This window comes from Delftia tsuruhatensis NBRC 16741 (assembly GCF_001571325.1).
GTDB lineage: Bacteria > Pseudomonadota > Gammaproteobacteria > Burkholderiales > Burkholderiaceae_C > Comamonas > Comamonas tsuruhatensis.
This window is the reverse complement of the sequence record NZ_BCTO01000007.1, coordinates 253,860-276,933: the sequence shown is the minus strand read 5'-3', so window position 1 is coordinate 276,933 and position 23,074 is coordinate 253,860. Positions and strand designations below refer to the sequence as shown.

The 23,074-nt window shown below is 66.3% G+C and carries 20 protein-coding genes; 10 read left to right on the top strand and 10 right to left on the bottom strand.

Going from position 1 to position 23,074, the window contains the following annotated elements:
* Window positions 1–43: 43 nt before the first annotated feature.
* Complete coding sequence (locus tag DTS01S_RS02615; protein ID WP_017405564.1) at window positions 44–2,569, bottom strand: penicillin-binding protein 1A; 2,526 nt, start codon at window positions 2,567–2,569, stop codon at window positions 44–46.
* Between the two features lie 163 nt (window positions 2,570–2,732).
* Window positions 2,733–3,302: a ferritin-like domain-containing protein gene (locus DTS01S_RS02610; protein WP_017405563.1), complete on the bottom strand. Its 570-nt coding sequence runs from the start codon at window positions 3,300–3,302 to the stop codon at window positions 2,733–2,735.
* Between the two features lie 232 nt (window positions 3,303–3,534).
* Between DTS01S_RS02610 and DTS01S_RS02605 the strand changes: the two genes are divergently transcribed.
* The 3 genes from DTS01S_RS02605 to DTS01S_RS02595 all read left to right on the top strand — a co-directional run bounded on the left by DTS01S_RS02605 (window position 3,535) and on the right by DTS01S_RS02595 (window position 5,787).
* Window positions 3,535–4,041: a glutathione peroxidase gene (locus DTS01S_RS02605; protein WP_013804566.1), complete on the top strand. Its 507-nt coding sequence runs from the start codon at window positions 3,535–3,537 to the stop codon at window positions 4,039–4,041.
* A gap of 109 nt (window positions 4,042–4,150) precedes the next feature.
* On the top strand, window positions 4,151–5,215 hold the full coding sequence (locus DTS01S_RS02600) for an asparaginase (RefSeq protein ID WP_017405562.1): 1,065 nt from the start codon (window positions 4,151–4,153) through the stop codon (window positions 5,213–5,215).
* Between the two features lie 113 nt (window positions 5,216–5,328).
* Window positions 5,329–5,787: an RDD family protein gene (locus tag DTS01S_RS02595; RefSeq protein WP_017405561.1), complete on the top strand. Its 459-nt coding sequence runs from the start codon at window positions 5,329–5,331 to the stop codon at window positions 5,785–5,787.
* A 102-nt stretch (window positions 5,788–5,889) separates the two neighbouring features.
* Here the strand turns inward: DTS01S_RS02595 and DTS01S_RS02590 are convergent, their stop codons facing one another.
* The 4 genes from DTS01S_RS02590 to sbcD all read right to left on the bottom strand — a co-directional run bounded on the left by DTS01S_RS02590 (window position 5,890) and on the right by sbcD (window position 12,497).
* A complete protein-coding gene (locus tag DTS01S_RS02590) occupies window positions 5,890–6,498 on the bottom strand; it encodes a hypothetical protein (protein WP_017405560.1) in 609 nt (202 codons plus the stop codon).
* A gap of 206 nt (window positions 6,499–6,704) precedes the next feature.
* Window positions 6,705–7,643, bottom strand: a complete 939-nt coding sequence (locus tag DTS01S_RS02585; RefSeq protein ID WP_026062422.1) for a GSU2403 family nucleotidyltransferase fold protein — start codon at window positions 7,641–7,643, stop codon at window positions 6,705–6,707.
* 82 nt (window positions 7,644–7,725) lie between these two features.
* The gene (locus tag DTS01S_RS02580; protein WP_061287297.1) at window positions 7,726–11,223 is read right to left on the bottom strand and encodes an AAA family ATPase; all 3,498 of its coding nucleotides are present in this window, start codon (window positions 11,221–11,223) and stop codon (window positions 7,726–7,728) included.
* The gene (gene sbcD / locus DTS01S_RS02575; protein WP_017405557.1) at window positions 11,220–12,497 is read right to left on the bottom strand and encodes an exonuclease subunit SbcD; all 1,278 of its coding nucleotides are present in this window, start codon (window positions 12,495–12,497) and stop codon (window positions 11,220–11,222) included. The genes DTS01S_RS02580 and sbcD overlap by 4 nt, the downstream gene beginning before the upstream one ends.
* 135 nt (window positions 12,498–12,632) lie before the next feature.
* On the opposite strand from sbcD, the gene DTS01S_RS02570 reads away from it, so the two are divergent.
* Entirely contained in the window at window positions 12,633–13,019 is a 387-nt protein-coding gene (locus DTS01S_RS02570; protein WP_012202828.1) for a VOC family protein, read from the top strand.
* A 139-nt stretch (window positions 13,020–13,158) separates the two neighbouring features.
* Here DTS01S_RS02570 and DTS01S_RS02565 read toward each other — a convergent pair whose 3' ends face one another.
* Together DTS01S_RS02565 and DTS01S_RS29345 are read right to left on the bottom strand one after the other, a co-directional pair.
* A complete protein-coding gene (locus DTS01S_RS02565; protein ID WP_016449868.1) occupies window positions 13,159–13,560 on the bottom strand; it encodes a hypothetical protein in 402 nt (133 codons plus the stop codon).
* A gap of 32 nt (window positions 13,561–13,592) precedes the next feature.
* The gene (locus DTS01S_RS29345; RefSeq protein ID WP_016452080.1) at window positions 13,593–14,234 is read right to left on the bottom strand and encodes a peptidoglycan recognition protein family protein; all 642 of its coding nucleotides are present in this window, start codon (window positions 14,232–14,234) and stop codon (window positions 13,593–13,595) included.
* A gap of 368 nt (window positions 14,235–14,602) precedes the next feature.
* Between DTS01S_RS29345 and DTS01S_RS02560 the strand changes: the two genes are divergently transcribed.
* The 3 genes from DTS01S_RS02560 (at window position 14,603) to DTS01S_RS02550 (ending at window position 17,702) form a co-directional block, all read left to right on the top strand.
* Window positions 14,603–15,214, top strand: coding sequence for a class I SAM-dependent DNA methyltransferase (locus tag DTS01S_RS02560; protein WP_016449866.1), 612 nt, complete (start codon window positions 14,603–14,605; stop codon window positions 15,212–15,214).
* Window positions 15,211–16,059 (top strand): tRNA-uridine aminocarboxypropyltransferase, encoded by an 849-nt coding sequence (locus DTS01S_RS02555; RefSeq protein ID WP_017405555.1) that lies wholly within the window; start codon window positions 15,211–15,213, stop codon window positions 16,057–16,059. Before DTS01S_RS02560 ends, DTS01S_RS02555 begins: the two co-directional genes overlap by 4 nt.
* 494 nt (window positions 16,060–16,553) lie before the next feature.
* On the top strand, window positions 16,554–17,702 hold the full coding sequence (locus DTS01S_RS02550) for an acyltransferase family protein (RefSeq protein ID WP_061287295.1): 1,149 nt from the start codon (window positions 16,554–16,556) through the stop codon (window positions 17,700–17,702).
* Between the two features lie 81 nt (window positions 17,703–17,783).
* On the opposite strand, the gene DTS01S_RS02545 is transcribed toward DTS01S_RS02550, so the two are convergent.
* Window positions 17,784–18,431 (bottom strand): DUF924 family protein, encoded by a 648-nt coding sequence (locus tag DTS01S_RS02545; RefSeq protein WP_017406185.1) that lies wholly within the window; start codon window positions 18,429–18,431, stop codon window positions 17,784–17,786.
* Between the two features lie 200 nt (window positions 18,432–18,631).
* The gene (gene yjjJ, locus DTS01S_RS02540) at window positions 18,632–19,984 is read right to left on the bottom strand and encodes a type II toxin-antitoxin system HipA family toxin YjjJ (protein ID WP_061287293.1); all 1,353 of its coding nucleotides are present in this window, start codon (window positions 19,982–19,984) and stop codon (window positions 18,632–18,634) included.
* A 497-nt stretch (window positions 19,985–20,481) separates the two neighbouring features.
* On the opposite strand from yjjJ, the gene DTS01S_RS02535 reads away from it, so the two are divergent.
* The 3 genes from DTS01S_RS02535 to DTS01S_RS02525 all read left to right on the top strand — a co-directional run bounded on the left by DTS01S_RS02535 (window position 20,482) and on the right by DTS01S_RS02525 (window position 23,070).
* Window positions 20,482–20,931, top strand: a complete 450-nt coding sequence (locus DTS01S_RS02535; RefSeq protein ID WP_223275342.1) for a DUF1439 domain-containing protein — start codon at window positions 20,482–20,484, stop codon at window positions 20,929–20,931.
* Window positions 20,932–21,168: 237 nt separating this feature from the next.
* Window positions 21,169–21,891 carry a glutathione S-transferase C-terminal domain-containing protein gene (locus DTS01S_RS02530; protein ID WP_017406182.1) on the top strand — a complete coding sequence of 241 codons (723 nt, stop codon included), beginning with the start codon at window positions 21,169–21,171 and terminating at the stop codon, window positions 21,889–21,891.
* 132 nt (window positions 21,892–22,023) lie between these two features.
* Window positions 22,024–23,070 carry a pirin family protein gene (locus tag DTS01S_RS02525; RefSeq protein WP_012202840.1) on the top strand — a complete coding sequence of 349 codons (1,047 nt, stop codon included), beginning with the start codon at window positions 22,024–22,026 and terminating at the stop codon, window positions 23,068–23,070.
* Window positions 23,071–23,074 lie beyond the last annotated feature (4 nt).

The following is a 23,074-nucleotide window of genomic DNA, read 5'->3' as shown; positions in this document are numbered from 1 at the left end:
GGGGGGAGGCTGGGGAACAGCCAACAGCCAACAGCCAGCCGGGTCATGGCTGGATCGGCGTGATCACCACGCCGGTGCCTGCGGGGGCGTCTTCGCCGCCGGGCAGGGCGGGTGTGGCGGGTGTGGCTTCCTGCACTGCGCGCTGGTCCGTGGGGCCCAGCGTGCCCTGGGTGAGGGGGATGCTGGGGGCGGGCAGGGCGGGGGTGCTTTCTATGATTTCCTCGCCGGGCGACAGGCCCGGGCCGGGTGGCTCCGTGGGCTCGGGTGCGGGTTCAGGGGTCGGCGCCGGCTCCGGGGTGGCGGGTTGGCCGGGCTGTGCGGGCGGCTGCTGGTCGGGCCACCAGCCCTGCATGCGTTCGCGCAGGCGGCCGACCATGTCGGACCACCAGTGGCTTTGTTGGGGTGGCTCGAAGCGGGCCTTGGCGTCGATGACGGGGCTGCGCAGGGCGCGGGACATGAAGTCTCCCACCATGGGCAGGGCGCTGCGCGAGCCCTGGCCCCAGCGGTCGCTGCGCAGGGTGATGCGCGCGTCGTTGAAGCCGGCCCAGGCGCCGGTGACGATTTCCGGGTGCATGAGGATGAACCAGCCATCGGCATTGCCCTGGGTGGTGCCGGTCTTGCCGGCCACGTCGGCGTGGATGCCGTAGCGCTGGCGCACGGCCACGGCCGTGCCTTTGTCCACCACGGCGCGCAGCATGTCCACCAGGGCGTAGGCGTGGTCTTCGTCCAGCGCGCGCTCGGGCTTGGGCGGGCTGAATTCGGCGATGACCTTGCCGTCGGCGTCCTCGATGCGCGTGACCATCATGGGCGGCAGCCAGCGGCCACCGTGGGCCAGGCTGGCATAGGCGTTGACCATCTCCAGCAGTGACACCGGGCTGCTGCCCAGGGCCAGGGCGGGAACCTCGTCCAGCGGGCTCTGGCGCACGCCCAGGGCGCGCGCCAGGCGTGCCACGCGGGCGGGGCCCACGGACTGCATGACTTCGGCGGTGATGGTGTTCTTGGAGTAGGCCAGGGCGTCGCGCAGCGTCATCTCGCGGCCCGTGGGGGGCGTGGCGTCGGTGGGGCGCCAGACTTCGCCGCCTGCCAGCTGGATTTCCACGGGGCTGTCCACGCGCTTGTCGTCGGGGGTGGCGCCCTGCTGCAGCGCGGCGCCATAGACAAAGGGCTTGAAGGTGGAGCCGGGCTGGCGCCGTGCCTGCTGCACGTGGTCGTAGGCGTCCTGCGTGAAGTCGCGGCTGCCCACCCAGGCCAGCACTTCGGAGGTGGCCGGGTTCAGCGCCACAAAGCCTGCCTGCACGCGCGTCTTGTCCTCGCGCAGCTGCTTCATGAAGGCCTTGTCGGCCAGCAGGGCCTTGAGGGTGTCTTCCTCGCTGTCCTTGTCCGTTGCCTTGTCCTTGCCTTGGCCGTCCGCGCGTTTGCGCGCCGCGCGCCAGGCGGGGGTCTCTCGCACCAGCTGTTGCACCAGCGGATTGGCGGCATTCCAGCCGTCGCGCTGGCTCCAGGCGCCATTGGCCACGCCCTGCAGCGTGCGCGTCTGGCGCGCCACGGCCTGGTTGGCCCAGTTCTGCAGGCGCGAGTCGATGGTGGTGTGCACCACCAGGCCATCGGTGTAGATGTTGTAGTCGTTGCGGTCGGCCCAGTCGATCAGCCACTTGCGCAGCTGCTGCGCGAAGTGGGGCGCCATGCCCAGGGGCTCTTCCTGGCGCTCGAAGTTGATGCGCATGGGACGCTTCTTGAGCTGGGCGAACTCGGCCTCCTGCAGCACGCCGCGCTTGACCATTTGCGACAGCACCGTGTTGCGGCGGTACAGCGCGCGGTCGGGGTTGAGCACGGGGTTGTAGTAGCTCGTGCCCTTGAGCATGCCCACCAGCGTGGCGCTTTCCAGCACCGTCAGCCGCGCGGCCGGCTTGTCGAAATAGGTGCGCGCCGCCATCTCTATGCCGAAGGCGTTGTAGAGGAAGGGCACGGTGTTCAGATAGGTCTCGAGGATCTCGTCCTTGGTGTAGAGCGCCTCGATCTTGAAGGCCGTGATCGCCTCCTTGAGCTTGCGGTTGAGCGTGGGCGCGCGGCCGATTTCGGTCGGGTACAGGTTGCGTGCGAGCTGCTGGGTGAGGGTGGAGCCGCCCTGCGGATCGCCGCGCAGCGTGTGCACCACCGAGCCCAGCGTGCGGCGCCAGTCCATGCCGTGGTGCTCGTAGAAGCGGTGGTCCTCGGTGGCGATCAGCGCCTTGATCACCGAGGGCGACATCTCGTCGAGCTTCACCCACTGCCGGTTGCTGCGCTTGAACTGCGCGAGCTGCTTGCCATCCGCGCTCATGATCTGGGCTGGCTGCTCCAGCTTGGCCTTGCGTATGTCGCGGATGCCGGGCGTGAACGGGATCAGGGCCAGCACATACAGCGCGAACAGCAGCGGCAGCGCAGCGGCGAACAGCAGCCATTCGCGCCGGGTGGGCCAGCGGTGCCACCAGGGCAGGGCCGCCACGCGCTGGCCGATGCGGCTGGCCAGCAGCCTTTGCCAGGCTGCGAGCACAGCGTCGGGCAGCTTCAAGTCATTGAAAGAAAAGCGCATATTGCAAGACGGCCCTGATGACAGGACATCAGGGCCGATAGGGCGGGACCATTCCGCGAAGGCTAGAGAATGCCCAAAAAAGCGGCACCCCGCTCGCGCGGGGTGCCTTGCCTATGGGCCAAGCCCCGGTATTGTCGGGCTGGCGTGTACTGGCGGGAAGTGCTTATTTCTCCAGCCAGTCGGACAGCTCGTCCGCGTGTTCCTGCTCCTGCTCCAGGATGGACTCGATCAGCCGGCGCGTGGTCGGGTCCTTGTCGCCGATCAGGTCGATCATCTGGCTGTAGGCCTCGATGGCCACGCGCTCGGCGATCAGGTTGGTGCGGATCATGGCCTTCAGGTCCGTCTCGCCGTTGTAGTCGGCATGGCTGCGCTGGGTCAGCGTCTGGGGGTTGAAGTCGGGTTCGCCGCCCAGCTGCACGATGCGCTGGGCCAGCTTGTCGGCGTGGGCCATTTCCTCGTTGGCATGGACCAGGAACTCGTCGGCGATGGCCGGCGAGGCCAGACCGACGGCGGTGAAGTGATGGCGCTTGTAGCGCATCACGCACACCAGCTCGGTGGCCAGCGAGTCATTGAGCAGCTTGATGATGTCCTCGCGCCAGGGCCCGAAATGCGGGGTCACGGCGCCATCGTCCAGGCTGCGCTTGGCAGCCTCCAGGGCCTTGGGGTCCAGCGCCAGGTGGCCGTTGCCGGGGTTGGATTTGGCTTGCTTCGTGGGGGTGCTGTTGGCGTTCATACAGGTGGTCTCTTCATCGTGGGACGGAAACTACGGCAGGCATGCGCCTATGCGGCTTGTAAACACCTGCCAGCGAAACGGGACCAGGCGGGCCGCTGTGCCCGCCTGTTGCCTTCCAAGGTAAGTTTTTGGCCGCCTGCTGTCTGTGAGACAAGTCCGCATCCCCATGCCCGGCCAGCGCGCCCCCGGGTGTCCCGGCGCTACCATGGATGCTCCACTTCAGGAGCACCGCATGAATGACACCGCCGCCGCGCCCCGCTCGGCCTACGACTTCGAGGCCACCTCCATCACGGGCCAGGCCGTCCCCCTGTCGGACTACCGTGGCAAGGTGCTGCTCATCGTCAACACCGCCAGCGCCTGCGGCTTCACTCCGCAGTACGCGGGACTGCAGGCGCTGCATGAGCAGTACGGCGAGCGCGGCCTGGTGGTGCTGGGCTTTCCGTGCAACCAGTTCGGTTCCCAGGAAAAGGGCAGCGAATCGGAAATCGCCAGTTTCTGCGACCTGAACTTTGGCGTGCGCTTCCCGCTCATGGGCAAGATCGACGTCAACGGCGCCAATGCCCACCCGCTGTACCGCTGGCTCACGGCCGAGGCGCCGGGCGTGCTCGGCACCAAGGCCATCAAGTGGAACTTCACCAAATTCCTCGTCGGCCGCGACGGCCAGGTCATCCGCCGCTATGCGCCACAGGATGCGCCGGCCAAGCTGTCCACGGACATCGAGGCCGCGCTGGCGCTTTGATGCGCTGACCGCGCCTGTCCATCGGGGTTTCACGCAGGGCCGGCAGCGCGGGCCGGCCGCACGCCATGGTTAGCATGCTCCTTGACATCACAACAAGGAGACAACACCCGTGAAAGCCTTCCGCCGCACCGCCCTCGCCCTGCTCACTGCCTGCACCCTGCCCATGATTGCTGCCAGCGCCGCCGCCCAGGACAAGCCCGTGGTCCAGTTCATCGCCACGGGCGGCACCATCGCCATGAAGATCGACCCGGTCAAGAACGCGCCCGTGCCCGCGATCTCGGGCGACGACCTGCTGGCCACCGTGCCCGACGTGGGCAAGTACGCGCGTATCCAGGTCAACAACCTGTCCAACGTGCCCTCCGACTACATGGACCCGGCCCGCTGGGTGCAGCTCACCCAGGCCGTACAGGCCGCGCTGGCCCGCCCTGAGGTGGCTGGCGCCATCGTCTCGCACGGCACGGACACGCTGGAGGAAACCGCCTTCTGGCTGGACCTGACCGTGCAGTCGTCCAAGCCCGTCGTGCTCATCGGCGCGCAGCGCAATGCCTCGGTGTCCGACTTCGACGGCCCGCGCAACCTGCTCAACGCCGTGCGCATCGCCGTGGACCCCAAGGCGCGCGACAAGGGCGCCATGCTGGCCATGAACAACCAGATCAACGCCGCGCGCTACGTCACCAAGACACACACGGCCAACGTGGAGACCTTCCGCTCGGGTGAATTCGGCTTCCTGGGCGAGGTCTACCCGGACCGCGTCAGCTTCGCCTCCGCCCCCGCGCGCCGCCAGCACCTGCCCATCCAGGCGCAGACCATGCCCGAGGTGGAGATCTTCCCCATGTACGGCGGCGCCAACGGCCAGGCCGTTCGCCAGGCGGTGGACCGTGGCGTCAAGGGCATCGTCATCGACGCCCTGGGCATGGGCAACATGAACGTCGCCATGCTCGATGCCGCCAAGTACGCCATCGGCAAGAACGTGCCCGTGGTCGTCAGCACGCGCGTGCACAACGGCCGCGTCATGCCCAGCTACGGCTTCGAGGGCGGCGGCAAGACCTCGTTCGAGGCCGGCGCCGTCATGGCCGACGACCTGCGCGCGCCCAAGGCGCGGATCCTGCTGATGCTGGCGCTGCAGTCCGGCGTGACGGGGCAGAAGGACCTGCAGGCAGTATTCGATCGCTAGTTCGACCGACAGGCCGCCGCAACGCTGCCGCGCAGGCCCTGGCCTTGCGCGGCATTTCTGGCGGGGCACCGAGGTGGCACACTGGCAGCCCCATATGCCAACCAGGGCGCACCATGCAGGATGACGATCTCGAATACGTGGGCTTCTGGGCCCGCACCGGCGCCGCGCTGATCGACACCGTGATCCTGCTCGTGCTCATGCTGCCGGCCCTGATCTCCATCTACGGATGGGAATACCTGGAGTCCGAAAAACTGTTGCACGGCCCGGCCGATTTCGTCATCTCCTGGGTGCTGCCTGCCATTGCCGTCGTCATCTTCTGGATCAAGAAACAGGCCACGCCGGGCAAGATGCTCATCGCCGCCCGGATCGCGGACGCGCAGACCGGCGCGGACATGAGCACACGGCAGGCCGTCATTCGCTACCTGGCCTATTTCGTGTCCATCATCCCGCTGTGCCTGGGGCTGATCTGGGTGGCCTTTGACCCGCGCAAGCAAGGCTGGCACGACAAGATTGCGGGCACCGTGGTGGTCAGGCCCAAGCACCGGGGCGTGCAGCCGGTGAAGTTCCACTGATATCCATATCGCACTGCTCCAGCGCGCTGGCCGTTTGTGCCTCGGCCTGCTTCAACGCCTTCTGGCTGTCTGCCAGGCTGCGGGCAAGGCCCGCCCCGTGGCTCAATCCTCTTCCAACCCCGGCTCGTCCACCACGAAGCCCGAGCCGTCCTCGTCGCAGAACACGCATTGCCGCACGAAGCTGTCCATGCTGCTGGCGTGGAACCAGATCAGGCCCTGGTCTTCGTCGCAAAGCATGTCGGTCTGCTCGTCCACGCTGGCGGCGGCAAAGCCGCTCAGTTCCATTTCTTCGAGGAACTGCTCCAGGTCCTCGCAGCCCGCAAACAGCTCATGGTCCAGGCTGCCGATGCGGCCCTTGAAGGCGCCGTGCAGCACTTCCACGAAGGGGTTGCCGCCGGGGTCTTGGCCAATGACCATGAAGTGCGCGGCAAACAGGTTCTCGCGCTGGTGGTCCTCCACGTCGCAGTGCTCCGAGCCTGCGCGGAAGTGGTGCAGGGTGCGCAGCCAGGCGTGGTTGTCGCCGGTCTCGTCGTCGGCCTGCAGGTAGTCCTCGCGGTCGGGCGCCGCTTCGAGCCGGTCGAAGTCCAGGCCGTTCTGCGTGATCAGGAACTGCGCGTAGGCGTCGGAGAAGCCTTGCGCGGCCTGGTACTCGCGCACCGCCTGGGCGTCGGGCAGGGCCAGGCCGAAGGGATTGGGAAAGCGCACTTGCATGGAGCGGTCCTTGAAAAGGAGTGAACGGCGGCCACGCAGGCCGTGCCCGCAGGATGGTGCAGGCGTTGGGAGGCAGTTTGGTGACAGTTCTGTATTGAGCTGCAGAGCTGAGCAAAGCAGTGGCACGCAATGACTTCCCATATGTGCGTTGAACCCAGGCCTGCCTGCTCACACATTGCACAGGTCTCAGACGTATCCGAAAGCACTCATAGAGGCAAGTACCCGTCCACCAGCGCTTGCACCACGTCCGCTTGCAGTACATCCCGCCTGCGCTTGATGGCCTCTCGCTCGCGCAGGCCGGCCATCCATCGCTTGAACGCGACGAAGGTTGCCGGGTGGACGGTATGCATGCGCGCCATGGCTCCATTGCTGGCGACGATGACGGCTGAAAACGGTGGCGCATCCAGCAGCACGTTGGCACGCCTGGCCTGGGCCACCCAGAAGTCTTCCTCGGCGTCGCTGAGTTTGATGGGGTGGGGATCGTCTGCCACACGTTCGCGACGGATGATGTCCACTTCAAAACCGTCTTTGTTGACGGCCGTGTAGAGCTGGCTTTTGCGCAGGCGGAACGTGCTGTCCACCTTCTTCAGTACGCCGAGCATGGAGCTGTCTACGCGGGCGAGTTGCGTGGCAAATTGCAGCCGCTTGCGGGTATCCCACAACAGGTCCATGTCGCGCGTGGCCAGGGCATCTGCCTGTAGCCGCAAGCCGGCTGCTGCCTCGTACGCGTAAAGCGCATGCGTTCCTACCACGCGAAAGTGCGGACTCAGCCCGGTGATCGACAGACGGTTGAGCAGCTCCACCACCAGCGGGTCCACCCTGCCTACGCGCAGCGCACGATTCAGTCGCTGGTGCTGGGCCAATGCGGCCTTGAGCCCGGCCAAACGCTCGGCGCTTTCCTGTTTGCGCTGCATGAAGCGTTCATAGATGGCTTCGGTTTCCGGCGTGCGAAGACCGAGGCTGGTTTCGGCGCCCGCAGGCGTGGTGCGGATCAGGTAGCTGGATTGAGGAGACGACGCCGGACCCGCATGCCAATACATGCCACCGCGTACTTGAGCCCCTTCATCCCGGGCTTCTTCCAGGGCTTCGAAGGTGGATACGGCGTCTATGTACTGGCGGGCCGCTGATGGCTGGAGGTCTTGCATTTCGGTATTTTTTTGAGAATTTCTCTTTTATACCGAAATTCTTTTAAAAACAACAGCCTAAGAGATTTTGAAACGCTTCGGATCACGAAGAAACCACCAGCCTCGAATGCCCCACGCCACCGCCTTTCTCCACCCGCACCTGCACGGCGATGCGCTCCTTGAGCGCCTCCACGTGGCTGATGATGCCGATCATCTTGCCGCTGTCGTTGAGCCGGTCGAGTGCGTCGAGGGCGATCTCCAGCGTGTCGGCATCGAGCGTGCCGAAGCCTTCGTCGAGGAACAGGGAGTCGATGGAGGTCTTGTGGCTGACCAGGTCGGACAGCGCCAGGGCCAGGGCCAGGCTGACGAGGAAGGCCTCGCCGCCCGACAGCGTGCGCGTGTCGCGCGGGGTGTCGCCCTGCCAGCTGTCGACGATGTCCAGTTCCAGCTCGCCTTCGGGCTTGCGGCGCAGCAGGTAGCGGCCGTGCAGGCGCGCCAGGTGGAGGTTGGCCAGGTGCAGCAGATGGTCCAGGGTGAGGCCCTGGGCAAAGCGCCGGTATTTGTCCCCCTTGGCCGAGCCGATGAGGCCGTCCAGGTGCTGCCACAGCTCGCTGTCGCTGGCCTGGGCCGCAATGCGCTCGAACAGGGCCTGCTGGCCCTGGCGGCGGCGCTGGTCGTCGGCCAGCTGGGTGCGGACGCCGCCCAGTTGTTCGCTGAGTGCGTTGCGGCGTTCCTCCAGCGTTTGCAGGCGGGCCTGGATTTCTTCGGGCGCCGCCTCGGTCAGGGCCTGGGCCTGCAGTTGCGCGTGCTCGCGCTGTGCGGCTTCGAGCAGGGTGGCAGCGCGCTGTTGTGCCGCCTGCAGTTGCTGGCGCAGCGCGACCAGGCGCTGGCGTTCGGGTGCGGGGAGCAGGGCCTGCAGGTAGGCGGGTTCGTCAGCAAAGGGACTGGCGGCCAGGGCGGCCTGCCATGCGGATTCGGCCTGCCCCGCTTCCTCGCGCAGGCGGGCCAGCGTGGCCTGGGCCTGTTGCTGCTGGCCTTGCAGGGCATCCTGCTGCCGCGTGAGAGCGGCGATGTCGCTGGCGCATTCGGCCAGGGCCTGCGGCAGCTGTTCCAGGGGCGGCATGGGGAGTGAAGGCGGCTCTGCCACAGCCGTATCGACGGGATGGTGCTGCGCCGTTCTCTGCACCTCGCACTGTGCCTCCCACTGTGTTTCCGACTGCTTTTTCCAGCGCTGCGCATCGGCCTCGGCCGCCTCGCATTCCTTGCGCTGCAAGGCCATCGATTGGGCCAGTTGCTGCAGGTCGTGCCGGGCCTGCTGCCAGTGCTGCCATTCGGCTTCGCGCGCTTCAAGCCAGGGCTGGGCGTCGTCGGGCAGGGTGTGGCCGGCCTCGCCGAGCGAAGCCTGCAACTGCGCGTTCAGCGCCTGGGCTTCGGCCTGCAGGCCGGCGATGGATTGCTGCAGCTCTTCGCGGCGTGCGCTGTGGTCGGCCAGGGCCTGCTGCTGCAGCGCAAGCTGGCCTTGCGCGGTCTGCAGTGACTGGCGGCTGTGCTGGGCGGCGTCCTTGGCCTGTTGCACGGCCTGCTCGCCTTGCTCGGCGGCCTGCACGGCGCGCTTGAGCGTGTCCAGCTGCCGGGCGCAGGCCTGGGCCGATGCGGCGAGGGTGTCGGCCTGTTGCCAACTGTCTGGCGCGAGTTGCAGGGGGTGCATGAGGCCCTGCCATGTGTCGTTCCATGTGTCGTGCCAGCGTGCGATGTCCTGTTCCAGTTCGTCGGCCTGGCGCTGGCGCGCCGCCTGCGCGGCCGTGGTGGCGGCCAGCGTGGCGCGGGCGGTTTCGCCCTGGGTTTGCAGGGCGTCGAGTTCCTCCTGCTTGCGGCGCAGCGCGGCTTCGGTGGCCGAGGCGTCCAGCGCTTCGTAGGCGGCCACGGCCGGGTGCTCTTGCGCGCCGCACAGCGGGCAGGGCTGGCCGGGCTGCAGGGCGTGGCGGTGCTCGGACAGGCTTTGGATGCGCTGCTCCTGCAGGAGCAGGGTCTGCTTGTCCGCGACCTGTTCCTTGACGCTCTTGTACTGCTGCCGCAGGGCTTGCAGCGATGTGTCCTGCGCCCGCGCCTGTGCCTCTCCATCGCGCAATTCCTGCTCCAGCGCAGCTTGCTGGCGCGCAAGTTCGCGGCGCTGCGCGGCCTGGGTTTCTGCCTGGCGCCACAGGTGCAGGCGGTCCTGCTCTGCCTGCTCGCGCGCGCGCAGCTCGGTCATGCCGCCGCTGCCTTGAAGGCGCTGCGCCTGTTCGTCCTGCGCGTGCTGGAGTGCGGCGCTGGCGCGGGCCTGGGCATCGGTGGCGGCCTGGACCTGGGCCGCGCCGGCTTCGACGCTTTGCGCCATGCGGGCCTGTTCGGCATCCAGCTTGCGCAGGGCCTGCTGCTGGTGGGCCGCCTGCTGTTGCTGGCTGGCGCGCAGCTTGAACTGCTGGCGCCAGCTGCCCAGGCGCTCGCCCAGCAGGGCATGGGCTGCATGGTGGGTGCAGAACTGTTCCAGCGTTTGGTGCTCGGCCTGCTGGCGGGCCAGGGTGTCTTGCGCAGCCTGGGCCAGGCGGGCGGACAGGGCCTGGGCATGGCGGTGCTGCAGCAGCAGGCGGGCCTGGGTCTGCTGTTCGTGCTCGCGCAGGTGCTGCAGTTGCTGGCGGCTGTCATCGCAGGCGGCAGTGCTGCGCTGCCAGGCCTGGTGCAGCGGCTGCAGCGCCTGCGCGGGCTCGTCATGGGCCAGGCTTTCCAGTTCTGGCGCGGCCTGCTCCAGTGCCTGTGCGGCGTCTGCGCAGCCGGTGCGGGCGGCCTGCAGTGTCTGGGTGGCCTGGGCCAGTTGCTGATGCCATTGGTGCTGGGCCTGGGTGCGCAGGTAGTCGGCCTGCAGCGTGGCCTGCTCCGTCACCAGGCTGTCGGCCTGGGCCTGCAGGGCATCGCGCGCCTCGGGTGTCAGCAGCTCCACGCCATCGGCCTGGGCCTTGAGCTGGTCCAGGCGCTGGCGGGCGTCGCGGGCGCGTTCGAAGACTTTCTGCGAGATCAGGCCGTAGATTTCCGTGCCGGTCAGCTCCTCGAGCAGGGCTGCGCGGTCGTTGGCATTGGCTTCGAGAAAGGCCGCAAAGCCGCCCTGGGCCAGCAGCATGGATTTGGTGAAACGCTGAAAGTCCAGCCCGGTGATGGCGGCGGTCTGCTCGAGCTTGTCGCGCGTCTGGCTGCTGAGGATGCTGCCGTCGCCTCGGGCCAGTTCCACCTTGGGCGCCTGCAGCGCGCCATCCACCCTGTCGCGTGCGCGGCGCTGGCTCCAGAAGGCGCGGTAGACCTGTCCCTTGACCTCGAATTCGACCTCGGCCAGACAGTCGGCCGTGTGGCGCGTCATGAGGTCGTTGGCGGATGCCGAGATGGTCTTCAGGCGCGGTGTCTCGTGGTACAGCGCCAGGCAGATGGCATCGAGCAGGGTGGACTTGCCCGCGCCCGTGGCCCCGGTGATGGCGAACAGGCCGTTGCCCGCGAACGGTGCCTGCGTGAAGTCGATGCGCCATTCGCCCTTGAGCGAGTTGAGGTTCTTGAGCCGCAGCGTAAGGATCTTCATGCGCGGGCCTCCTCGCCGTGTTCGCCGGCGCCTGGGTGGGGCGCATCAAGCCCGGCCACCACCTCCTGGTAGCGCCGGGTGAGGGCCTGGGCCATGCCAGGCTCCAGTGTTTCCAGCGCCAGGCGGCGCTCGAAGACGTCGGCGGGGCTGATCTCGTGCAGCGACTCGCCAGCGGCGGCGGCCATGCCGGCCACCGCCCGGCCGCGCTGGCGCCGCACGCGCAGCAGTTCCACGGGCAGCTCGTCGGCCAAGGCCTGCACGCGGTCGGTGAGCTGGAGCAGGTAGTCGTCCTGCTCCACCACCACCTCCAACCACACGGGCCGTGCAGGGCTGCCGGCCTGGGCGGTGGCGCGCATCAGATCCGGCAAGGCGGCCAGGCGGCCCGCGACCGAGGCCATGGGCTGAAAGCAGGGCACGGGCAGCGGCGTGACGGCCTGCAGCCCTTCGGGGCCCAGGTCCACCAGCAGCATCTGCTTGGACTGGCGGGCCTCGTCAAAGCTCAGCGCAATGGGCGAGCCGCTGTAGCGGATGTGCTCCAGGCCGCCCACTTTCTGCGGCTGGTGGATGTGGCCCAGGGCCACGTAGTCGGCGGGCGGAAAGGCCGAGGTGGGGAAGGCGTCCAGCGAGCCCACATAGATTTCGCGCACGGACTCGCTGCTGCTGGCGCCCACGGTGGTGAGGTGGCCCGTGGCGACGATGGGCAGGCGCTCGCCGCGTGTGGCGGCCAGCGCATCACGGCGAGCGATGGCGGCGTCGTGCACGTTGCGGTAGCAGGCCTCGATGGCGGCCTGCAGCGCCTGCTGTTTTTGCTCGGCGCTTTGGCCCGCCTGGCTCAGCATCACGTCGCGCGGGCGCATGAAGGGCAGGGCGCAGACGATGCAGCCAGGCATGGCAGGCTGGCCCGGCCGGCGCCGCAGCGGCAACTCCACCACGTGGCTGGCCGTCTCGCCCACGGCGGCCACCACGGTGGTGTCCAGGCAGGCCAGCAGCTCGCGGCTTTCGGCCAGCGTGGCCACGGAGTCATGGTTGCCGCCCAGCAGCAGCAGGGCCACGCCCGCCGCGTGCAGGCGCACCACGAGCTGGCTGTACAGCTCGCGCGCATAGCTGGGCGGCGCGCCGGTGTCGAAGATATCGCCCGCGATGAGCACGGCATCCACCGCCTGGGCATCGACCTGCTCCAGCAGCCAGTCGATGAGCGCGGCATGTTCTGCCTGGCGGCTCTTGCCCATGAAGTGCTGGCCCAGATGCCAGTCGGAAGTGTGAAGAAGGCGCATGGTTTCGGTATCGCGGGGTCCAATGTCCGCCGGCTCTGGCGGGGGCGACAGTATGGTCGCTGGCGCGCATGGGTGACAGCAGGACGGCTTGCCGCAGCTAACATCCCGGTTCGCATCAACCAAGGAGACACAGGCATGTTCAGCCACGTCATGGTCGGGGTCAACGACCTCGAAAAATCCAAGCAGTTCTACGACGCATTCCTGGGCGCGCTCGGCATTGCGCCGGGCATGGCCAACAAGAACCGCTATTTCTACCGCAGCGCGGGCGGCACGTTTGCCATTTCCACACCGATCAACGGCGAGGCCGCCTGCCACGGCAATGGCGCGACCATCGGCTTTGCGACGCAGTCGCCCGAGCAGGCCGACGCGGCCCATGCCGCCGCCGTGGCAGCCGGGGGCGTGACCTGCGAGGATCCGCCCGGCTGGCGCGAGGCTTCGCCCGGTGGCCGGCTGTACCTGGCCTATGTGCGGGATCTGGATGGCAACAAGCTGTGCCTGTTGCATCGGCCGCCGAAGGCCTAAGTTTCTGACCGTGCCGGACGGTGTTTTTTCGGGGCTGGAGCCCTGACGTCGAAACGCCAAAATGCAAATAGCCGATGTGCCATAGCTGCACTCGGCTGTTTTTATTGCGATTGGCCAACGTGGTGCCGCGCCAGAACAATCACCATTGAAATGGCTTGAACTTGCATTTTGGGCAGTGCAATACCGTCTTGTCCCTGCCCTCCAGGAACAGCGCACCGCCCCGGAACTGGTTGATGCTCCAACTTCCACGGCTGCCATCGCTGAATGCGATTTCGCCGCTTGCATAGCAGGGCGACCAGTCTAGCGTGTAGTGTGCGTCGTTTTCGTTGGTGGTTTTTGCCTGTTGAAAATAACGGCGCACCTGGGAGATGGTCAGGACAAAGTTGGCGCAACTCACCGCTGGGTCTTTTTCGACGGGCGATTTGGCCGCGTTTTCCTGGATGGTGATCTGGCTGATCTTGGGAAGTATCAGTGGGCACAGTGGCGGCTCGAACTCTGAGCCTTTTGTGCATTGATTGGCGGCGGAGGCGGTGCTAGCCATAACAACTAGCAGGGGTAAGGTTAATAGTGATCTCACCATTTTGCTGAAATCGCTTCCGTAGGATTTTTTCTAGAGACTTCTGGGTGCCTGAAAACTTCGCTCATAGATATTCTTAGTGTCAGCGTTAATTCCGCGATAAGCCACTGTAGTGCATTGTTCTGCTCGCTTGTAACGGCCTGATAAGTTTTCTTTTCGTCTGGTATGTTCCCGCCACGAGGAAGTGCTTCACCTACCAATTCAATGCCAATGCTGTCTTGGTTGGCCGGAAATCGTGCTGGAACCTTTTTCAGCATCTCGCGCTTGTTCTCTTGGGTTGGATTGAAGCGTTGTAACGATTTTAATTCAACTGGCGTGCATCGCTTTTCCAGTAAACAACGCGCTTTTATTTTGCCAATGTGCCATGTTTGTTTGTAAAGGGAAGCGGTTTGATATATTGTTCCATCTTTCTCTATCAGGAAATGTGCTCCATTTGCTGATGGGTTTTTGTAACTATCAATTGAAGACTGTGCTGTCGATCCTCCAGTTTGATGAACAATGATGCCATGAATTTCCTTCATTTCACCACGTTCAATGGTGGGTGCGATGGCTCGCTTTATAAGGGAGTGGATTGCTATTCCATTTCTATCAATTATTAGCATTTTAGTACCAATGATGTAGGCCTGCCGATGGCCCATGGGTGTTAATTTGGTATTTTGCTGGATATCGTAATTGCCGTTGATATGTTAGCCATGATGGGTATTGAGTGGTTGGGTTGAATTTGTAAAATTATGCAATCCTGATCTTTTTGTCATATCTCGCAGTTTTTTAGATGTTTGGGCGGCTGTTGTTGTGATCTGATATGCAAATCAGTCTGTCTTGCGGAGTAGCAACTGTCTTGGCTTATGCGGGCGATCAAGAAATTGGTCGACAACCGGGCAGGCCCGGCCTCGGAAAAAAGCATCACCCGGCAGGGGCAAAAAACACGCGTTCCCATACCCACTGCCCTCTGCGCCATACTCCCGCCCGAACGCGCCCACCGGGCGCTCACCCCCAAGGAGAATGCGTGCAATCAGCAAGTGACCAGTGGTTCGACGAGGCGTACTACCAGCGCTACTACTTCGACAAGAAGACCAGCGTGGTCGACACCGAGCATGTGAACCGGCTGGGCGCTTTCGTGTGTTCCTATCTGAACTATGTGCGGGTGCCGGTGCGCCGCGTGCTGGATGTGGGCTGCGGCATCGGTCTGTGGCGCGAGGCGGTGCAGCGCCACTTCCCCGGTGCCAGCTACCACGGCGTGGAGTTCAGCGAGTACCTGTGCGGGCGCTTCGGCTGGGAGCGCGGCTCGGTGGTGGACTATGCGGCGCATGATCCTGCAGAGCCCTTCGATCTGGTGATCTGCCAGGGCGTGCTGCCCTATCTGAGCCCGCCGGATCTCAAGCGCGCGCTGGCCAATCTGGGGCGGTTGAGCCGAGGCGGCCTGTATGTGGAGGCGGTGGCGCGCGAGGATTACGAACGCGGCGTGATCGATGAGGATCTGACCGATCCGCGCCTGTTCCGCCACCGGGCCGATCTGTACCGGCGCGGGCTGGCCGAGCATTTCAAGGAACTGGGCGGCGGCGTGTGGCTGAGCCGCCGCGCCGAGCTGCCGCTGTTCGAGCTGGAAAGCGTGGGATGAGCATGGAGCTGCCTGACCAGGCTCCGGCGTCTCCGGTGCCCCTGTCCTATTTGCGTGGCGTGGATTCGGGCGTGGCGCCGCATGCGGTGTCGCGCCTGCGCACCCAGCGGCTGGCGCGCAGCACGCGGCCGTTCCTGTCGCGCGGCGGGCCGCGCGGCGAGCGCTGCGAGGGTTGCCGGCTGCGGCCTTCGCACTGCATCTGCGCGCTGCGGCCCATGCTGCCGACGCGGGCGGGTTTTTGCCTGCTGATGCACGATGCAGAGCCGCTCAAGCCCAGCAACACGGGCTGGCTGATCGCCGATGTGGTGGAGCAGACGCACGCCTTCGGCTGGGCGCGCACCGAGGCCGATGCGGGCCTGCTGGCGCTGCTTGCCGATCCGCAGTGGCAGCCCTATGTGGTGTTTCCGGGCGAGTTCGTACAGCCGCCGCAGCGCGTGGTGCACACGCTGCCGGTGCCCCAGGCCGCGGTCATGCCGGGCCAGGAGCGGCGCCCGCTGTTCATCCTGCTGGACGCGACCTGGCCCGAGGCGCGCAAGATGTTCCGCAAGAGCCCTTACCTGGACCACTTTCCGGTGCTGAGCCTGCACCCGGATCAGGTCTCGCAGTACCGCCTGCGCCGCTCCCAGCGCGAAGACCACTTCTGCACCAGCGAGGTGGCCGCCCTGTGCCTGGAGCTGACGGGCGATGCGGGCGACCGGCGCGCGGGCCGCGCGCTGGAGAGCTACCTGGCGCTGTTCACCGAGCACTATCTGCGCGCCAAGAACCAGCAGCCGGTGCAGGCAGACAGTGCCGCGCACCGGGGTCTGCAGGACGCCGTCTCATCCCGCTGTACGCCTGAAGAATAAAAACGATAGCGGTAAACGCTTGTGTTCATTGGGATTGGCGTCGTTTTGTTCCAAATTGTTGACGGCACATCCATCGCACCGGCCCGGTGTGCGCCGGTGGCTTCACGGGGTGGAATGGGCCAGGGTGCAGCGGCGCCAGCACAAACCTCCTGTTACGTTCTGGCTGCAGGGCGCCTCCCATACTCGCGGCGTGCGAAGAAAGGCGGGTGGACGGCAGGGCGGGGGCATAGGATCCCGGGCTGAATGTCCATCGAACCTCGTCCCCGGGCGGTGATGGCTAGAATCGGATTTCGCTGAAATTCATCGGCCTGGCCCCGCTCAAGCGGGGCTTGTTCGTGCACGCAGGGCTGCCCGTCGAGGTGGCCCGCATCCTCAGGGCGCGCCGCACCGCGGCACGCGGATTGCTGTTCACCGCATCCGCCGGGAACCTTGGGACGTGCCGTCTCTCTTATCGCGCTGGACCATGCGTTGCACCCTTCGGGGCCGGTTGCGCCATGGCCGCGTGCTCCATTTTCTTGGGGTTTGTTCATGGCTCGGGGCCCATTGCTCCGGCGTTGGAAAGGTGTCCGGTTTTGGTGGTCAAGGATTTCAAACTGCGCTACAACCCCGCCCTTGACGGGCTGCGGGGCGTGGCGATCCTGTTGGTGATCTTGTCGCACTCCCATGCGCCTCTGTTTGATGGCGCGTTCTTCGGGGTCGACCTGTTTTTCGTGCTCAGCGGCTATCTGATCACTTCGCTGCTGCTGATGGAGAACGATTCCGAGGGCCGCATCGGCTTCTGGCGCTTTTACCGCCGCCGCTTCTTCCGCCTGATGCCGGCGCTGGCCCTGTTTCTGGCCGCGTACTGCATCTTCGCGCCCATGCTGTGGCCGGACCTGAACGACATCTACTCCGATGCGCTGGTCTCCATCCTCTATCTGGCCGACTACGGCATCGCCTTCTTCGACAGCCCGGACACGCTGCTGCACATGTGGTCGCTGTCGGTGGAGGAGCACTTCTACCTGATCTGGCCGCCGCTGCTGGTGCTGCTGCTGCGCTTTTCCAAGCCGGGCCGCCTGTGGCGCCCCATTGCCCTGCTGTGGGCGCTGAGCTGGCTGTGGCGCGTGTACTGGGTGGACCAGGGTCAGCACTTCTATGAGATCTTCTTCCGCTTCGATACCCGCGCCTCGGGCCTGTTCGCCGGTGCGCTGCTGGCGGCGCTGATGATCGAGCGCCCGGACTTCATCGCTGCGCTGAAGGCGCGCATTCACCACGCCATGTGGGTGCCGCTGGCCGTGCCGCTGTTGATGGCGCTGCAATGGGACAACCAGGACGCCATGGTCTGGGGCATCACCGTGGTGGAGTGCGCGGCCGTTGTGCTGCTGGTGGCGGTGAGCCAGGGCTCGGGCCTGGTCTACGACATGCTGTCGTCGCCCATGCTGGTGAAGCTGGGACGCCTGTCCTATGGCGTCTATCTCTGGCACTACCCGGTGGTGCGCTATCTGCGCGCCGACTTCTCGTGGCCCGTGGTCGTGGTGCTGGGCCTGGCGATCTCGGTGGTGCTGTCGGCGCTGTCCTTCTACACCATCGAGCGCTGGGCGCTGCGCATGCGCGATGGCGAGCGCAAGGGCGGCGAGCGCCAGCCGCAGGCGCAGCCGGCCTGAATGCCGGCAGCGCGCCGAAAGCAAAAAAGGGAACGTTGGCACGTTCCCTTTTTTTGTGGGTGAAGGAGATCCGCTGCGCTCTCAGAACCCTGCGCCGGGCTGGGACAGGTACTGCAGTTCCTCGGGCGTGCTGGTGCGGCCCAGGATGGCATTGCGGTGCGGAAAGCGGCCGTAGCGCACGATGGCGTCGCGGTGCCTGTGGGCGTAGTCCAGCGTGCCGGCCAGGAACTCGCGCACGCCCTCGCCGACAGCGTCACTGGCCTGGTCGGCCAGGGCCTGGAAGGCGGCCACGCTGCGGTCCTGCAGGGCCAGGTCCTCGGCATGCTCCAGCGGCAGGTAGCAGAAGATGCGCGCCACGGCAGGCAGGTCGGCATGGCGGTCATGGCCCTGGGCGATGCCGTCCAGCGCCAGTTGCAGCGCCTGCGGGTCGCCTGCAAAGCTGCGTGCCGTGCCCCGGAACAGGTTGCGCGTGAACTGGTCCAGCAGCACGATCAGCGCCAGCCTGCCCAGCGCCGTGCCTGCCCAGGCGTCGAGTCGGCCGGCCAGCGCGTCTTCGACCAGGGCACCGAAGCGCTCGCGGATCTGGTTGTCGGTGGCATCGGACTTGATAAACCACAGGTTCTTGCAGGCCAGGGCGCTTGCATTGTCGGGGCGGGTGGAGCCCAGCCAGTAGCCGAGCACGTCGGCAATGCGGGGGTCTGCGGCGGAGGAGGGTGCAATGCTGGTCATCGGGGGCCCGTGTCTGGTCGGATGAGGAAAGCTTCGATTGTGCAGGCGGTGGCGGGCCGAGGCTGTGGATGGCCGGTTCTCCGCAGATGGATAACAGTTTGTGCAGAGGTATTTCCAACCAATATGCACAGATTTTTCAAGAGGATTTCTATTGGTTATCAACAGGTGGCGTCATTGATTCCATTGGAGGTGCTTGAAAATCAGGCGGCAATGGCATCAAGATTGCTTTCGGCAATACTGCGGAATTCCCCGGAGATGCGCGCATCCTGCGCCACGGCCCGCCAGAAGCGCCGCGCCATTGCCTGGGCGCGCGGCCATTCGGCCAGCGTGGCGGCCGTGGGGCGCGGGGGCTGGGCGCTGAAGTCGCGCTCCACGATCTCGCCATTGATGGGCATGTAGAGCATGGGCAGCATGTCGTAGGTGGGCGACAGCGCCCAGTCGCCCTGCGGCTGCGGCAGCACGAAGGAGATGTTGCCGTAGTGCCGGTCGGTGTTGGCGATGAGCTGGCCGTAGGCCTCGAGCAGGCGCAGGCTGCGCGCATCGGTCTCGGTGATGAGGCCACGCGCCGCCAGGCGGCTGGCCGTGGCGGCCCAGTTGTCCACCTCGCCCACGTACTGGGCATTGAGCACCTGCAGGGAGACCATGCCTATGCGTCCGGGGTTGCGGTCCGGCGGCGGTGCGCAGCCCGGCTCGGGCTGGCTGCGATCGAAGCGCTCCGATTCGAGAAAGGCCCGGCCGCCATCAATGAACAGCCGCGTGCGCGCGGCGGGCAGGCCGTCTTCGGCCAGGGTCTGCAGCGCCAGATGCTCGCAGACCAGCAGGTCGCGTATGCGCTGCTCGGCCGGCGCGTCGCCTGCCGGGGAGAACTTGACGATGACGCTGCGCCCGGCCGTGGTGCAGCAGAACTTGGGCTGCTCGCCGCCCGCCGACGAGCCCGGATGCGTGCCCTGCATGGCCTGCATGGCCAGGCGCGGATACTCGGCCGGCGACTCGGCGCGCAGCGCGCGGGCGGGCAGGGTGTGGAAGCGCTCGAACGCGGCTTCGCCCACGATGAGGTTGCCCGGCAGGTCCTCGCCGAAGCGGGCCAGGGCGCGCAGCACGTCGTCCTCGCCCCATTGGCGCGGGTCGCCGCCCAACTGCAGTTCGGGATGGCTGTGCGCAAACGTGCGGCCGATGAAGCCCTGGGGCCGCATGTCGTCCAGGAACCAGGGCAGGCCGTCGTGCTGCTCGCTGAGGCCATCGGCCTCGTCCACCCAGAAGCCGCCGCCGTGCAGCGCGATCATGCGGCCGAAGGGCGATGCGTGGCCTTCGGTATCCACGCGCATGATGGCCACCTCGGCGCCCACGCCCGTCACCTGGCGCGGCAGCACATAGCGCTGCGTGCGCGCCGCACCCACCTTGCGCACCTGGCCCGACCGGATCAGCGGCGCCAGCGCGCGCGACACGGTGGGCTGGCTCACGCCCAGCATCTGCTGCAGCTCGCGCGCCGCCAGCGCACCGCCCTGGCGGCGCAGTGCCGCCAGTACCTGGGTGGAGAGGTCTTCCAAGGCCATGGGAATCAATTGATGAATGAATAAAAATAGAGAGTAATTTATTAAAAATCAATGATTTATGCAAATCAGTGAATGAATATATGAATAGATTCATGCGCCGGTGGAGGGCTGTGCCCAAGGCCGCGGCAAAGCTGGGCGGGCGGGAGGGCCGGCCAGAAGGATTGGGTGATGTTTCCGTACGGGTGGCGGTACTGCCTATGTCCGATGGGCACTCGCTGTGAAGCGCCTTCGCGCAGGTGCCGGGCAACACCCACTGCAGGGACAGGGAATAGCCCCTGGCGGGACAATGCCGATCTCAAAAAACATAGCGCCATGCGTATGGCATGCATGGCGCTTCAGGGTTTCGTGTCGGGCTTTCTGGGGCTTGTGCTGTCGTGATGAATCGCCGCTTTTTGTTGATGGTCCTGGCCGCGGGCTGCAGCCTGGCTGCGACCGGATGTTCGGGAAAGTCCGGGCCTGGAAATGTCTCGATTTCGCGGCAAAGGCTGCAGGAGGTGGTGGCCCAGCGCTTTCCACGGCAATTCCCCGTGGCCGGCATGCTGCAGCTCAAGCTGCATTCGCCGGTGCTGGGATTGCTGCCCGAGCGCAACGCGCTCAATGCGGTGTTGCAGGCCGATCTGTCGGGACCCGTGCTCAAGCAAGCCTATGGCGGCCATCTGAACCTGGACTTCGCGCTGCGCTACGAGCCCACGGACCGCACGCTGCGCGCCCACCAGATCAAGGTCAACAGCCTGGTCATCAACGACCTGGCCCCCGCCATGAGCGACATGATCACCACCTACGCCAGCGCCCTGGCCGAGCAGGCGCTGGGCCAGCTCGTGCTCTACCAGCTGCAGGACAAGGACCTGGCCCTGATGGACTCTCTGAACATGGAGCCCGGCGCCATCACGGTGACGCCGGACGGCCTGAGCGTGGCCCTGGTCCAGAAGCCCGTCGCGCCGCGCTGAGAGCTGCGCCGGGCGGGCGGTGCTCGGTTCAGCCGTGCGCCTCCATCCGAGCGCCTCGGTAGCCGGTGCATGGCGGCGAGCGGGGAGACTGGCCATGCAATCTGCGTGGGTTGTCATGACCCGGCGGCAGGGCCGGGTCCGCCGTTATTTGGCGTGCCAAGCATGGCTGGGCGCCGAACGCTACGATGCAGCGGCCATCGATTTCTTGGCGAACCCGTCCAGCCTTCAAGGTGCCCCATGACTCCACAGAATCCGCTTTCCGCCTTTTCCGTCACGCGCAAGTGGCCGGCCATGCAGCCGGACCGCATCCAGCTGTATTCCCTGCCCACGCCCAACGGCGTCAAGGTGTCGATCGCTCTGGAGGAGATGGGCCTGCCGTATGAGGCGCACCGCGTGGGCTTCGAGAGCGATGACCAGCTCTCGCCCGAGTTCGTGGACACCTTTCCCAACAACAAGATCCCGGCCATCCTGGACCCGCAGGGTCCGGGCGGAAAGCCGCTGGCGCTGTTCGAGTCGGGCGCCATCCTGGTCTACCTGGCCGAGAAGTCCGGCAGCCCGCTGCTGCCCGCCGGCCCGGCCGCGCGCTATGAAACGCTGCAGTGGCTGATGTTCCAGATGGGTGGCGTCGGCCCCATGTTCGGCCAGCTGGGGTTCTTCCACAAATTCGCGGGCAAGGACTTCGAGGACAAGCGCCCGCGCGACCGCTACGTGAACGAGTCCGTGCGCCTGCTGGGTGTGCTGGAGCGCCGCCTCGCAGGCCGCGCCTGGGTGATGGGCGAGCAATTCACCATTGCCGACATCGCCCTGTGGCCCTGGGTGCGCAACATGGTGGTGGAGCAGGGCTACAACGCGGCCGAACTGCTGGGCTGGGAGCGCTTTCCCGAGCTGCAGCGCGTGCTGGCCGCCTTCGTGGCGCGCCCGGCCGTGCAAAAGGGCCTGGTGACGCCGCCGCGCAACTGAGCCGGCGGGCGGTGCATTCCTGGGCCGCACTGTCCCAGCCATGGTGGCTTTCAAAACCGGCGCGGGGGCCGCATCTGTCCGAGAATGCAGCGCCCCCTTTTTTCTTGCGGGCGCAGCCTCACAGGAGCCACGATGACCGCAGCCACCACCCCCGTCCTCCAGAGCCAGCCGCTGGGCCCGCTGTGGCCCACCATGGACCCCTTCCTGTTCTGTGCCCACCATGACGATGCCTATCCGCCCAGCGATGGCCGCCTGGGCGTGCAGGCCGTGGACCTGGAAGGCCGCCAGATGGGCAGCGACTTCAGCCGCAAGGACGGCTTTTCCATGTACCACGGCGATGGCGTGCCGGGCTTTCCCGGCCATCCGCACCGTGGCTTCGAGACCGTGACCCTGGTGCGCAAGGGCCTGATCGACCATTCCGATTCGCTGGGCGCGGCCGCGCGCTTTGGCGGCGGCGACGTGCAGTGGCTCACGGCCGGCAAGGGAATCCAGCATTCGGAGATGTTCCCGCTGCTCAACAGCGACGCGCCCAATCCGCTGGAACTGTTCCAGATCTGGCTGAACCTGCCTGCGCGCTCCAAGATGGTGGAGCCGCACTTCACCATGTTCTGGAACGAACGCATCCCCCGCCTGGAGCATGCGGATGCCGCAGGCCGAAGGACCGTGGTCACCGTGGTGGCAGGCAGCCTGCCCGGCACGGCGGCCGCCCTGCCGCCGCCGCCCGAATCCTGGGCCTCGCAACCCGAGGGCGACGTGGCCATCTGGACGCTGCGCCTGGAGCCCGGCGCACGCTGGACGCTGCCGCGCGCAGCCGGTGCGGACACGCAACGCATGCTGTATTTCTTTGCGGGCCAGGCACTGCAGGTCGGGCCCACGGCCCTGGCCCAGCATGCGGCCCTGCATGTGGATGCCACGCAGGACTGGGAGCTGCACAACAGCGGCGCCGACGCCGTGGAATGCCTGGTGCTGCAGGGCCGCCCCATTGGCGAGAGCGTGGCGCAGTACGGCCCCTTCGTGATGAACACGCAGCAGGAAATCATGCAGGCCATGCAGGACTACCGGCGCACCCAGTTCGGCGGATGGCCCTGGGCCGAGCAGGACCCGGTGCATGGCGCAGAGAACCGGCGCTTTGCGCGCTACCCGGGCGCTGCGGCCGAGGAACAGCCTCCGGCCGCCTGAGTCC